This is a genomic window from Phytohabitans aurantiacus, from assembly GCF_027923225.1.
In the GTDB taxonomy this organism is placed as follows: Bacteria; Actinomycetota; Actinomycetes; order Mycobacteriales; family Micromonosporaceae; genus Phytohabitans; species Phytohabitans aurantiacus.
In genome coordinates, this window is record NZ_BSDI01000007.1 from 436,048 (window position 1) to 448,768 (window position 12,721).

At 70.2% G+C, this 12,721-nt stretch carries 13 protein-coding genes; 6 read left to right on the plus strand and 7 right to left on the minus strand.

Annotation, left to right across the window (positions count from 1 at the left end; all coding sequences use genetic code 11):
* Positions 1 to 44: 44 nt before the first annotated feature.
* The gene (locus QMG73_RS09615) at positions 45 to 1,253 is read right to left on the minus strand and encodes a multidrug effflux MFS transporter (protein WP_281894375.1); all 1,209 of its coding nucleotides are present in this window, start codon (positions 1,251 to 1,253) and stop codon (positions 45 to 47) included.
* Positions 1,254 to 1,328: 75 nt separating this feature from the next.
* On the opposite strand from QMG73_RS09615, the gene QMG73_RS09620 reads away from it, so the two are divergent.
* On the plus strand, positions 1,329 to 1,787 hold the full coding sequence (locus QMG73_RS09620; RefSeq protein ID WP_281893858.1) for a MarR family winged helix-turn-helix transcriptional regulator: 459 nt from the start codon (positions 1,329 to 1,331) through the stop codon (positions 1,785 to 1,787).
* Positions 1,788 to 1,835: 48 nt separating this feature from the next.
* On the plus strand, positions 1,836 to 2,249 hold the full coding sequence (locus QMG73_RS09625; RefSeq protein ID WP_281894377.1) for a cold-shock protein: 414 nt from the start codon (positions 1,836 to 1,838) through the stop codon (positions 2,247 to 2,249).
* 57 nt (positions 2,250 to 2,306) lie between these two features.
* Here the strand turns inward: QMG73_RS09625 and QMG73_RS09630 are convergent, their stop codons facing one another.
* Complete coding sequence (locus tag QMG73_RS09630; RefSeq protein ID WP_281893860.1) at positions 2,307 to 3,551, minus strand: MFS transporter; 1,245 nt, start codon at positions 3,549 to 3,551, stop codon at positions 2,307 to 2,309.
* A gap of 54 nt (positions 3,552 to 3,605) precedes the next feature.
* Between QMG73_RS09630 and QMG73_RS09635 the strand changes: the two genes are divergently transcribed.
* Positions 3,606 to 4,046 (plus strand): helix-turn-helix domain-containing protein, encoded by a 441-nt coding sequence (locus tag QMG73_RS09635; protein WP_281893861.1) that lies wholly within the window; start codon positions 3,606 to 3,608, stop codon positions 4,044 to 4,046.
* Here QMG73_RS09635 and QMG73_RS09640 read toward each other — a convergent pair.
* Both QMG73_RS09640 and QMG73_RS09645 read right to left on the minus strand, forming a co-directional pair.
* On the minus strand, positions 4,043 to 4,585 hold the full coding sequence (locus tag QMG73_RS09640; RefSeq protein WP_281893863.1) for a DUF1697 domain-containing protein: 543 nt from the start codon (positions 4,583 to 4,585) through the stop codon (positions 4,043 to 4,045). The genes QMG73_RS09635 and QMG73_RS09640 overlap by 4 nt on opposite strands.
* An 8-nt stretch (positions 4,586 to 4,593) precedes the next feature.
* Positions 4,594 to 5,475 (minus strand): helix-turn-helix transcriptional regulator, encoded by an 882-nt coding sequence (locus QMG73_RS09645; protein ID WP_281893864.1) that lies wholly within the window; start codon positions 5,473 to 5,475, stop codon positions 4,594 to 4,596.
* A 70-nt stretch (positions 5,476 to 5,545) separates the two neighbouring features.
* Here QMG73_RS09645 and QMG73_RS09650 point away from each other — a divergent pair, with 70 nt between their 5' ends.
* Together QMG73_RS09650 and QMG73_RS09655 are read left to right on the plus strand one after the other, a co-directional pair.
* Positions 5,546 to 6,316 carry a phytanoyl-CoA dioxygenase family protein gene (locus QMG73_RS09650; RefSeq protein WP_281893865.1) on the plus strand — a complete coding sequence of 257 codons (771 nt, stop codon included), beginning with the start codon at positions 5,546 to 5,548 and terminating at the stop codon, positions 6,314 to 6,316.
* A gap of 417 nt (positions 6,317 to 6,733) precedes the next feature.
* Entirely contained in the window at positions 6,734 to 7,411 is a 678-nt protein-coding gene (locus tag QMG73_RS09655) for a helix-turn-helix transcriptional regulator (RefSeq protein ID WP_281893866.1), read from the plus strand.
* A gap of 36 nt (positions 7,412 to 7,447) precedes the next feature.
* On the opposite strand, the gene QMG73_RS09660 is transcribed toward QMG73_RS09655, so the two are convergent.
* Positions 7,448 to 8,902, minus strand: coding sequence for a glycoside hydrolase family 43 protein (locus QMG73_RS09660; protein WP_281893867.1), 1,455 nt, complete (start codon positions 8,900 to 8,902; stop codon positions 7,448 to 7,450).
* A 21-nt stretch (positions 8,903 to 8,923) separates the two neighbouring features.
* Entirely contained in the window at positions 8,924 to 10,321 is a 1,398-nt protein-coding gene (locus tag QMG73_RS09665) for a family 43 glycosylhydrolase (protein WP_281893868.1), read from the minus strand.
* A gap of 119 nt (positions 10,322 to 10,440) precedes the next feature.
* On the opposite strand from QMG73_RS09665, the gene QMG73_RS09670 reads away from it, so the two are divergent.
* Positions 10,441 to 10,914: a GNAT family N-acetyltransferase gene (locus tag QMG73_RS09670; protein WP_281893869.1), complete on the plus strand. Its 474-nt coding sequence runs from the start codon at positions 10,441 to 10,443 to the stop codon at positions 10,912 to 10,914.
* Here QMG73_RS09670 and QMG73_RS09675 read toward each other — a convergent pair.
* A complete protein-coding gene (locus QMG73_RS09675) occupies positions 10,911 to 12,704 on the minus strand; it encodes a thiamine pyrophosphate-requiring protein (RefSeq protein ID WP_281893870.1) in 1,794 nt (597 codons plus the stop codon). The genes QMG73_RS09670 and QMG73_RS09675 overlap by 4 nt on opposite strands.
* Positions 12,705 to 12,721: the final 17 nt, after the last annotated feature.

The window sequence follows — 12,721 nt, forward strand, 5'->3', positions numbered from 1 at the left end:
ACGGCACCCGCATCCCCCATCCGGATGCGACACCCGTCTCGCCTTTACGGGGCGGTGGCGGTGTGGCGCAGCGCGGCGACGGTGGCCAGCGACAGGGCGGCCGTGCCGGCGATGACGGCGGCCATCGGCAGGGCGCTGCTGGTGCCGGCAAGGCCCACGAGCGGCGCGGCGACGGCGCCCACAGTGGACTGTACGGCGCCCATCGCCGCCGCGGCCGTGCCAGCGTGGCGGCCGTGACCGTCGAGGGCGAGCGCGACGCCGTTGGGCAGTACCATGCCGACGCTGGCGACGAAGACGAACAGCGCCAGCACGATCAGGGCGAGGCTGCCCAGGGCCGCCCCAACGAGCAGCACCACCGCGGCGCCCAGCCCGACCGCGAGGGCGATCCACAGCAGCCGCCGCGGCGGGTACCGGTCGACGAGGCGCGCGTTGAGCTGGCCGGCCGCCACGAGCCCGACCGCGTTGAGGCCGAACAGCAGGCTGAACACGCCGCCAGGCAGGCCGAAGACGTCCTGGAACACGAACGACGAGCCGGAGATGTACGCGAACAGGCCAGCGAACGCGAGCGACTGCGCCAGGGCGTACACGATGAAGGAGCGGTCGGAGGCCAGCAGCCGCACGGTGCTCAGCGTGGTCGTGAGCCCGCCCGCACTGCGCCGCTGAGCGGGCAGTGTCTCCGGGAGACGCCACGCCACGGCGGCGGCGAGCAGTGCGCCGATCAGGGCGAGCGCGACGAACACGCCTCGCCACGACGTGAACCGCAGCACCACGCTTCCCAACGCGGGCGCGGCGATCGGCGCCAGCCCGAAGACAAGGGTCAGCCGGGAGAAGTAGCGTGCGGCGGCGGCGCCGGAGTACATGTCGCGCACGACGGCCCGGGCGACGACCACGCCCACGCCACCGGCCAGGCCCTGCGCGAATCGCAGCGCGACGAGCGCGCCAGCCGACGGGGCGAAGGCGCACAGCAAAGACGCGACCGCGTACGCGGCCACACCCGCCACGACGGGCCGGCGCCGGCCCCAGCGGTCGCTGAGCGGGCCGGTCAGCAGCTGGCCGAGCGCCAATCCGAGCAGGCACGCGGTCAACGACAGCTGCACCCCCGCGTCGGACACCGCGAACCCGTCGGCGATCTGGGGCAACGCCGGCAGGTACATGTCGAGCGAAAGGGGGCCGATCGCGGTGAGCGCGCCGAGGAGGGCGAGCAGCACGGCGCCGTCGCGGCGCCGGGCTGGTGCCGGCGCGGTAACTTCCATCGGGAGTACGGCCACGCGGACGACAATAGCTCTGCAGTCAGAGATATTGCGATGTGAACCAGGTTACGGGGACGCATGCGAGACGACGAGATGCTGGCGCAGGAGCTGAGCTCGGCGCTGGGCCGGTTTCACCAGGTGCTGCGGCGCGCCGCCGTGCACCGCGCCGGCCGCGAGATGCTGCCGGGCGCCCAGATCGAGCTGCTGCGCCTGGTCGAGGAACGGCCCGGCGCCAACGTGAAGGAGGCCGCCGAGGCGCTGCGGATGGCCGCCAACACGGTGAGCACCCTGGTTGGCGAGTTGGTCGACGCCGGCCTGCTGGCGCGTACCCGAGCCCCCGAAGACCGGCGGACCGTCCGCCTCGACCTCACCCCGGCCGCCCGCGAACGCCTGGCCGAGTACGCCGCCAGCCGGCGCGCCCTCGTCGCCGACGCCCTCGCCACGCTCGACCCGGAGGCTCGCCGTGACCTGTCCCGTGCCGCTCCCCACCTACGCCACCTCGCTGCGCTGATCGCCGACGCAGGAATCGAGCGGTGATACGTTGGGCTTTTGGTGTTGTTGGCGTTTCTTGTTGGTGAGGTGGTTGTGGTGAGTGTCGGCAGGATTCTGCGGTTCGATGAGGTTCGCGGCTACGGTTTCATCGCCCCGTCCAACGGCGGCGAAGATGTGTTCTTCCACGCGAACGACTTCGGTGATCAGCGGCACCTCGTGCGTGCCGAGGCGCGCGTCGAATACGAGGCCGAAGAAGGCGAGCGCGGGCTGAAGGTGGTGAGTGTCCGCGTCATCGGCAGCCCAGCGCAGGCCGGCGGCGACGAAGTCGTCAAGCCGGCGTCCCGCGACGACGACGGCATGTGCGATGTGCTCGCACCTCGCCAGTTCGTCGCCGAAGTCACCGAATTGCTCGTCAATCACGTGCCGTCGCTGACGGGCGCGCAGATCACCCAGATCCGCCAGCACATGGCGGATCACGCGCGATCGCACGGCTGGATCGACGGCTGAACGCCGTTACCAGCCGAGCGTTCGGAATCTTCGAGCTACCGCGACGCCCGTCGTGGCTCAGACCGTCGCTCCCGCGGCCTCACCCTCCGCGTTTCCACGCCCCACCAAGCCCTCGCCGCTGACCACGGGCACGACGGCGAAGGCCAGCACCGCGGTGGCCAGAACGGCGGCGCTGAACGCGTTGAGAGCCGCGCCGAGACCGATGAGCGCCACGACCGCCGGACCGGCCACGGCGCCGGTGACCGCGGCGACCGAGTCACTCGTGTAGAAGGCCGCGGAGACCCGACCGAGCACCGCGTCCGGTGTGGACACCTGCAGCCGGTACCCGATGACGACCTGCGCCACGGCGCCGGGCACACCGCTGGCGGTGACCGCGACGAGCGCGATCGGGAGCGCGGTCGCGGTGAACATCACGAGGAAGCAGACCCCCACCGACGCGTACGCCGCCGTGAGAATGGCGCGTGTCGGGTACCGCGCGATGAGGGCTTTGCTGATCGCGGACCCGCACAGGTATCCGGCGCCGAGCCCCGCGACGAGATAACCCAACGCTCGGCCGGAGCTGTGCAACCGGGTGGCGACGAACGGGATCAGCAGAGCGGTGAGCGCGGCATTCGCGGTCCAATAGAGACAGTTGGTCGCCAGAAGCCCGCGCAGCAGCGGCGTACGCCCGATGTAGCGCAACCCGCGCGTGGCGGCGCCTGCGGTGGCGGTGCGGATCGGCGGGCGGGCGCGGTCGACGGCGACGCGCGTGATGAGCGCGGCGGCGACCAGATAACTGGTGACGTCCATCACGACGACGACCTCGAACCAGCCGCCCGCGACCAGAAACGTGCCCACGAGCGGACCGAGCATCCGGAAAGCACTACCGGTAAACGCGGACAGCGCGTTCGCGGCGGCGAGGTCGGTCCCGCGACCGACGACCGCCGGCGTCGCCGCCGCGACCGCGGGCCGCAGGAAGCAGATCGCGACATTCTCCACGACCAGCCCCACATAAATCACGGCGGCACGATCGGACGTGGTGGCCAGCAACATGAGCGCCACCGCGCACGCGGCCACGACGTTGGCCACCACGAGGACGTTCTTGCGTCGCCAGCGGTCAACCACCACGCCCGCCCACGGCCCGATCACCACGGTCGGCAGAGCCTGAACCGCGAGGGCGAGCCCGGTCGACATCGCCGACCCGGTCAGCGCGAAGACGTGCAGCGGCACCGCCATGACCAGCAGCCACGACCCGAACGAGTCGATCGTCGCGGCGACCCAGAGGCGGCGGAACTCCCGATTGCGCAGCACGCCGAGGCACATGATCCCGGACTGTATTCCCCCAGAAGAACCTATGGCAAGATATGTTCTGTGGAGATGGCGGAGCTCGGTGCCCGGCTACGAAACCGCCGCACGGCGGCTGGACGCACGATCGCTTCGGTCGCGGCCGGCGCCGGGCTGTCCGTGCCCTACATCGCCAACCTGGAGAACGGACGCGGCAACCCCACACTGTCCGCCGTAAGCAGCCTCGCCGCCGCGCTGGGCGCCCGCCTCGTCGTGGAACTGGCCGAGGAGGACGCGCCAGCCCGCGAAGCGCCGGCCGCGCTGCCCGACTCGCTGGTGCAGTTCTCCCGGTCGACGCGCTTCTCCACCGAGGCCGCGAGACTGGCCACGGCGACGAAGCTGACCGAGACCGTGACCCGCGAACGCCTGCTGCAAGCCATGGCCGGCCTGGGCGCCGTCGCGACGACCCGACCACTGTCAGAGCTGGACTGGCACCGCATCCTCGACACCATCGTCTTGACCGCGCGCGATTAGTCGGAGAGCAGGTCGGCGATCGCCAGCATCGTGCGCCAGTTTCGGGCCGTGCCACCAACCCCGAGGCGTTTGAGCAGCGCGGCGTGCTGCAACCGGCTGGCGTGCATGGTCGCCGAGTACAGGATGCACGCCTCCCACGCGCGGACCTCGAGCCGGTCCGGGCTCCAGTCTTCCGCGAGCGTCGCCGCGACCCGCGCCGCCGCCGGCTTGGTGTCGAAGTGCACCACCTGTACGGCGGTGGGGCGCGCGGCCGCTTCCTCGGGAAACGGACACCAGGCGACAATCTCGCGGATATCCCTCGGGGTACGCACCAGGACCGGCGTGTCCAGACCGAACTCCTCCTTGACCACCGACCGCACCGCTGCGGCGACCTTCCCCGCGGCGCGGTGCTCCGATTCGAGGACGACGTTGCCGCTCTGGACGTACGTGCGGACGTTTTCGAATCCCGCCGCGTCAAGTGCCTTGCGCAGCTGCGGCATTCCGACCTTGTTGCGGGCACCAAGATTGATCGCCCGCAAGAGACAAACCCACTCCCGCATACCACATGCTAAGACGAGGGAAGCCGCGTCGCGACGGCACGGCTGCGGCGCCGGTACTCGCTGGGCGTCAGCCCGACCAGCGCGCGAAAGCGGCGGGCAAAGTATGTCGGGTCGTCCCAGCCGACGGCGGCGCCCACCTGCGCGGCCGACATGGTGGATCGCGCCAGCAGCGAGGCGGCTCGCTCGGCCCGCACGCGCGCCAAAAAGTTCATCGGTGTCGACCCGATGTGCTGTCCGAACAGGCGACCGAGGTAGGCGGGATCCAAATTGACCGCCCGGGCGAGATCGTCGAGCCGCCACTGCCTCGCCGGATCAGCCTCGATCCGGGCGACGGTCGCCGCGACGGCGGGATGGATCGCGGAGTCGACGGTCGCGGGCGCGGGGTCACGGCCGTCGGCGAGGATGCCCAGCACGGCGACCAGCCGGCCCAGTACCCGGCCTGGACGCGCGCGAGTGGCCGCCAGATCCCGTTCGAGCTCGCCGATCTCCGCGATGGCCTCCTCGGCGGCGGACTCGTCGACGGCCGCCAGCGCGACCCCGTGCGTGCCGGGCGCTGTCGGATCGATCCACAGCAGCCGGCGCAGCATCGCGATGTCATGCAGCGCGGCCAACTCGGCCCGCAACGCCTGAGCCGATAGGCAGCAGTTGGCGACGGTAAGCTCGACGCAGTCCCGAAACCCGTGCCAGGCGCCGGGACGCAGGATGAAAACCTCACCGGGCCGCACCTCGCGCTCGCCGCGGCTGGTCACGTGCCGGCCACGACCGGTCCCGATCACCGCGATCTCGAGGAAGTCGTGCGCGTGCGACTCCACGTCGGCGCTCAGGCGGTGGACACCGCCCCAGATCGGTCCCCTGGCGAACAGCGCATGCTCGTGCAACGTCGAGAGCATGTCGGGATCGTACGACTACTGGCAGGGATCGGCCTAGCCCCGGGTCTCCCACCGCCACAACACTGTGAAAATGCAGAACAGTGATATCGATACCGCCGGCCGTGTGCCGGAAGACCTCGTCACCGCGTACCGTGAGAACGGTTTCGTCCGAGTGCGTGGCGTGCTGGAGCCAGACCAGGTCGAGCGCTTCCGGGCCAGCGCCGAGGCGTTCCTGGCGGCCCACCGCGCGGAGAGCCTGGAGAAGCAGGGGACATTCAGCCAACTCGTCAACGTCTGGCAGCGCGACGACGACCTCCGCGAGCTCACGCTCGGCACCCGCCTGGGCCGGATCGCCGAGCAGCTCGCCGGGTTCCCGCTCCGGCTCTGGCACGATCAGATGCTGGTCAAAGAGCCGCACAACAACATGGCCACCGAGTTTCACCAGGACCGTCCATACTGGCCACACGCCGGCGACCGGCTGCCGCTGTCGGCGTGGATAGCGCTGGTCGACGTTCCGCCCGAGCGCGGCTGCATGACGTTCCTGCCCGGCACCCAGCATCACACCGGCCTGCGCCCGCAGGATTTGCACCACGAGGAAGACCTCTTCGCGTTGGAGCCGTCGCTACGCTGGATCCCGCGCGTCACCGTGCCGCTACGGGCCGGCGACTGTACATTCCACAGTGGATACACCGGCCACATGGCCCTGCCCAACCGCACCGATCTGGCCCGGCTCGCGCACGTCGTCATCTACATGGACGAGGCGACAATCTACAACGGCGCCGAGCACGTCATCACCGACCCACTCGGGCTCGTCACCGGCGACCGGCTGGACGGCGCCACCTTCCCCCGCCCCTGGGCCTGACCAGTCCCGCCGCGGCGCCTGGCCGCCGCCGTCCCGCGGTGACCGACGCCGATCAGGGACGCGACGCCGTTGAGTTGAGCGCGTGGGTCCGATGGCAAGATCGCCGTGACATCGCCCGCGCGCCCACTCACCGCTGGGTGCCCACGTCGGACGGCCGTCAAGATCGAAGGATGCCGCAAGAACAGGGAAAACGCGGCCTCAACCTCGCCCTGACAGCGCGAAAACCCGGAAGATGCGGTATCCACGTGCCGAAAGGCGATGGGCCCCAGCGCGCCGTGCGAGCGGGGGCTGGGTGGGGTCGGTGCGGGCGCCGCAAGGGGCGCGGCCGGCGGAGGGGGCAGGAGGCTGGTTGAGGGGTCAATGATCTGCCGGTGCCGCGCATCCGTATACAAAAGTGCTGCTTAAGGAGGTGCCGGCGTGGAAACAGTCGAACATGACCAGGTGTGTCTGGTTTCGGCCGCCGAGGAGACGGTGGCCGCGCCGTCGCTGTCGATCGCGCTGGTCAGCCACGATGGCGCGCAACCGCCCAGCCTGACGCCGTTGCGTCCGCGCGTGACCGGCAACCTGTCCGCCGTGCGCGCCACCGATGACGTGGTCGTCTGCTACAGCGAGCATGGCGCCGACGACGTCAAGAGGCTGTACGGGCTGCTCGGGCGGGACATGCCCGCGGTGCTCGTGGCGGCGCGCGGCTTCGACGAGCGCGACGTCATCTCCGCCTTCGACCACGGGGCGACCAGCTATCTCGTACTCAGCCAGACGCCCGAAGTGTGCCTTCTCGGTGCGGCGATCACCACCGCCCGCGGCGAGAGCTGCCTGAGCCCGATCGCCGCGACCACCCTGCTCCGGCACGTGGCCCGGTCGCCCCTCACCACGCCGCCCGACCCGCTCCCCCACCACAATCTCACTCCGCGTGAGCGGCAGATCATGGAACTGCTGGTCACCGGCCACACCATCATGGAGATCGCCGAGCACCTGACGCTGACCGGCAAGACCGTGCGCAACAATCTCAGCACCATCTACGCCAAGCTCCAGGTACGCCGCCAGTCCGAGGCCATCCTGCTGTGGCTCGGCCGCCAACCCCAACCCACGACGTAGGGCCGCCCGCGACGGCGGACGGCCCTGATCGCCGGCTCAGCTGGTGACGCGGTACGTGGCGTCGCCGCGCGCTTGTGCGGTCGTGACGGGTTCGAGTTTGAGCAGGTAGTTGTAGTGCCGGATGTAGCGGTCCGGGTAGTTGTACGACTGGAACGACGACCACGCACCGTCGGCCAGCCCGGCCACCTGCCGGAACGTGGCGTCGGCGGCGAACGTCGTGGTGCCGTCGTTCGGTGCCAGTACGAAGTCGAAACCGTAGTGGCGCAGGTAGTAGCCCGGGTAGTTGACCGACTGGAACGACACGTAGCCGGAGCTGTTCGCGAGACCCGGTACCAAGCGGAACTGGGCGTCCGCCGCGGGGCTGACGTTCGGGTCGATGCGCACGTCGAGGTTGGCGTGGCGCACGTACCGGTCCTGGAAGTTGTACGACTGGAGGCGGTTGACGGGCGCGTTGAGGTTCCACTTGGCCAGTACGCGGCTCTGCTCGGCGGCCGTGATGTTCAGGATCGAGCCGTGCCGCTTGCGGTTGGTGCCCATGCTGTAGTCGGAGCGGGTGCGGAAGTTCTGGGTACTGCCCAGATTCGTCGACGAGATGGGCATGTACCCGCGCCCGGTGGCGAACTGGTCGAGCCACAGGTTCCACTCGTTGCGCCCGTTGAACTGTGCCCACATCGGACCCTCGACCACGTTGCCGCCGCCGGTGCCGTTGGAGATGCCCATGTGCGACAGGTTTCCGAGAGTCGTCCAGGAGCCGAGGATCGAGTTGCTGGCCTCGATCGTGATGTGACCGTCGGCCGAGGCGCGGTAGTAGCGGTACCCGCCGACGCTGTTGGGCACGTCGATGATCTGGGTGTCGATGAGACCCTGCGTGCCGGGGCGCTCGATGTAGAGCTGCGGCGCGGTGAACGTGCGGAAGTTGCTCGTACGCACGTACCAGATGCGGTGCTTGGTGACCCCGTTGCGGGCCGAGTTCGTCGCCCAGTACACGACGTAGTCACCGGTCGCCGGGTTGTAGATCGCCTCGGGCGCCCAGGCGTTGCCGGCGCCGGAGATGCCGCCCGCGACGTTGATGAGCCACGGAGCGGACCAGTTCACCAGGTCGGTCGACTCCCACACCACCAGCGACGTGCTGCCCCGGTTCGCCGCGTCGCTCCACGAGGTGCCGCTGGCGATGCGCAGGTCGGTGGCGATGATCCAGTACCGGTCGCCGGCCGGGGACCGGACGAGTGCCGGGTCGCGGACGCCGCGCGTGCCGATCGTGGAGTACAGGACCGGGCCGCCGTAGTTCAGGTCGGTCCAGTTGAGACCGTTGGTGCTGTGGGCGAGGTAGATCTGCTCACCGGCGGCGGTTTCCCCGGTGAAGTGTGCCATCAGGTATCCGGTGAACGGGTCGAGCGCGGCCGCCTCGCGCCGCGTCGTCACCGCCCACGACGCGAGTATCAGAACGACAGCGGTGAGCATCGCACCCATCCGCGTAGCGACTCTCGACATGCGACTCTCCTATGAGGACGGTTAGAGCGTGGGCACGATCGGCTGGATGGTGCCGTCGGCGTTGAACTGCATCCGGTCGATGGCGGTCTCCCGGTTGGTGCCGTTGCCGGCCGGCACGGCGAACCGGTGGTACGCCACATACCAGGTGTCGACTCCAGTCGCGCGGACGACGGAGTGGTGGCCCGGCCCGCGGATGCCCGCGTCCAGGCGCTTCTGGAGCACGATGCCGCGCTTGGTCCACGGCCCGAGCGGCGAGGTCCCGGTGGCGTACGCGACCCGGTAGTCCTCGCTGCGGGTGTCGTTCTCCGACCACATGAAGTAGTAGGTGCCGTTGCGTTTGAAGACGAACGACGCCTCGTTGTAGCCGGACGGCGTGATGGTGCGCACCTGGGCCGGGTCGAACGAGACCATGTCGGCGTTCAGCGGCACCACGCGCGCGACACCCTGCCCCCAGTACAGATAGGACTGTCCGTTGTCGTCGGTGAACACCATCGGGTCGATGGCCTGGCCGCCGGAGAACTGTCCACTTGTCACCAGCGGGCGGCCGAGCGCGTCGCGGAACGGCCCGGTCGGTGAGCTCGACACCGCGACACCCAGTTGCTTGGCCGTATTGCCGCTCGCGAGGCCACCGCTGAAGTACAGGTAGTACTGGCCGTTCTTCGCGGCGACGGCCGGCGCCCACGCGGAGTTGTCCGCCCAGGACACGTCGGGCCCGTGGTCGAGAATGACACCGTGGTCGGTCCAGTTGACGAGGTCGGTGGAGGAGAACGCCTTGTAGTACGTCCCGCTCCAGCTCGCGTACCCGTCGGTCGTCGGATACAGGTAGTAGCGCCCGCCGAAGTTCGCGATGTGCGGGTCGGCGAACAGGCCCGGGATCACCGGGTTCGCGGCGGTCTTGGGCGCCCACGGGGCGGTGAGCCGGAACGAGCTGTCCGCGCGGAAGGTGGCGGTGTCCTGGTACGCGTCCAGCCACAGCGCGAAGTCGCGGTGCCGGATCCGGCGGGCCGGGTAGTTGTGCGACACCAGCGAGACCGATCCGGCGACCGAGCCATCCACCGCGCAGAACGTGGCGTCGCCGCGGAACGTCGCGTCACCGGTGTTGGCGTCGACCCGCAGGCGGTAGTCGCGGTGCCGCAGGAACAGCCCGCCCTTGGTCTGGAACGAGTAGCAGGACGGCGACGCCAGCCCGTTCACGACGGTGAAGGTCGCATCCAGCTTGACCTGTGCGGCGCTGGCGGCGGCGACCGCCTCCAGCTGGCCGAGCGAATTGAGATGCCGCGCGTACCGGCCCGGATAGTTCACCGACTCCAGCGACGCCGCGCCGGCCGGCAGCGTCGCCGCGTGCGCCGGCGCACCTGTCACGATCACCACGAAGCCGGCCGCCAACGCGGACAGCACCAATCCCGCCCGGAAACGCATCGCAACCCTCCGATGTTAGCGTTCACAAGACCGCTATTACGTCCCCGTAGTGGCGTTTGGAGATTGTCGAAGTGTCGACGTTCATCGTTCGCTTGTCAAGGTCCTAGTACCGTCGTGGGGTGCGACTACAGCAGCTCACCGCCGAGCACCGGGACGCGATCCTGGCGTTCGAGACGCTCAACCGCGACTACTTCGCGGCCTCCGTGCCCGACCGCGGCGACGACTTCTTCGCCGACTACCCCGCGCGCCATGCCGCCCTGCTGGCGATGCAGGCCGCCGGCACCGACCACTTCCACGTTCTCGTCACCGAGGACGGCACGATCGCCGGCCGGGTCAACCTGGTCTGCGTCGAAGGCGGCGAGGCCGAACTCGGGTACCGCATCGGCCGCGACTTCGCGGGCCGTGGCCTCGCGACGGACGCCGTGCGCCAGGTCTGTGAACTGGCCTTCGCCGAGTATGGCCTGAAGCGGCTCCGCGCGGCTACCACAGTGGACAACCACGGCTCGCGTGCCGTCCTGCTGCGCAACGGCTTCACCGTCGTGGGAGAGACCACTTTGGACGGCCAACCCGCGCTCCTGTTCACGCGCGCCTAAGAACCAGGGTCGTCGTAGCCTTCGTCGGCGCGTTCGCTTCGCAGGTGCTCCTCGGCGCGCCGGGCGAGCGTGCCGTCCTCGGCCGCCAGGCCCGCGTACATGGGCTTGATCTTCTCGTACTCCTGCAGCGGCGGCAGCAACGGTACGGCCGGATCGACGACCGCGTCGATCAGTACCGGGCGGTCGGCGGCCAGCGCGGTGTCCCACGCCCGCTCCACCTCGTCGGGCGAGGTGACCCGGATGCCGCGCAGGCCAAGCGATTCAGCCCAGTCCACGTACGGCACCCGCGGCAGCCGCTGCGACGTGTCGAAGCGCGGCTCGCCCTCGGTCTCGCGCTGCTCCCAGCTCACCTCGGCCAGGTCGCCGTTGTCGAGCACGCACACCACGAACCGCGGGTCGGCCCAGTCCCGCCACCGCGCCGCCACGGTGATCAGCTCGGCGAGGCCGCTCATCTGCATGGCACCGTCGCCCGCGAGCGCGATCAGCGGCCGGTCCGGTGCGGCCAGCTTGGCGGCCAGCCCGTACGGCAGCGCCGATCCCATCGAGGCGAGCGTGCTGGACAGGTGGGCGGGCACCCCGCGCGGCAGCCGCAGATGCCGGGCGTACCAGTACGTGACCGAACCGACGTCGACGGACACCTGCGCGTCGGCCGGCATGCGCTCCGACAGGGACCGGATCATCCACTGTGGATTGACCGGGTCGGCCGGGCGGGCGGCGCGCTCCTCGGCGATCTCGTGCCATCGGCGTACCCAGGACTCCACCCGCTCCCGCCAGGCGTGGTTGTCGCGGTGCTTGACCACGGCGAGCAGCGCCCGCAGCGTCTCGCGGGCGTCGCCGAGCAGCATCGCCTCGACGGGATACCGCGCGCCGAGCCGCCGCCCGTCGATGTCGATCTGCACCGCCCGCGCCTGCCCCGGCGCCGGGTAGAACTCCGTCCACGGGTCGTTGCTGCCGACGATGAGCAGCGTGTCGCAGCCGCGCATCAGCTCCGCGCTCGCCGTCGTGCCCAGGTGCCCCATGACCCCCGTGTGGAACGGCAGGCGCTCGTGCAGCACCGGCTTGCCCAGCAGTGAGGCCGCCACACCGGCCCCGAGCCGGCCGGCGAGCTCGACGATCTCCTCGGCGGCGCCGTACGCTCCCTGCCCGACCAGGATCGCGACCCGCTCCCCAGTGGTCAGCACCTCGGCGGCCGTGAGAATGTCCTCCTCGTAGGGCACCAGCCGCGCCGGTCGCAGGCCGGGACTGGTCACCATCACCCCGTGGCCGTGGGCCCGCGGGTCGGGCGCCGGCGCCGTCTGCACGTCGTGCGGCAGCACCACGCACGTCGGGCTCCGCGTCGCGAGCGCGACGCGGAACGCCTTGTCCAGCAGCATCGGCACCTGCTCCGCCGTGTACGCGGTCTGCGTGAACTGCGCGCACACGTCGCCGAACAGCCGCACCAGGTCGATCTCCTGCTGGTACGCGCTACCGAGCACTGTGGACACCTGCTGCCCCACGATGGCCACCACCGGCTTGCTGTCGAGCTTCGCGTCGTACAACCCGGTGAGCAGGTGGGTCGCGCCCGGCCCCTGTGTCGACAGGCACACACCGACACCACCGGTGTACTTGGCATGCCCGACCGCCATGAACGCGGCCATCTCCTCGTGCCGCGCCTGCACGAACCGCGGCTCACCGGCCCGCCGCAGCGCGCCCATCACGCCGTCGATGCCGTCGCCGGAGTACCCGAACACCCGCTCGACACCCCATGCCGCCAGCCGCTCGACCACCAGGTCCGAGACCGTCCTCGTCACCGCGCGTCTCCTCCCGT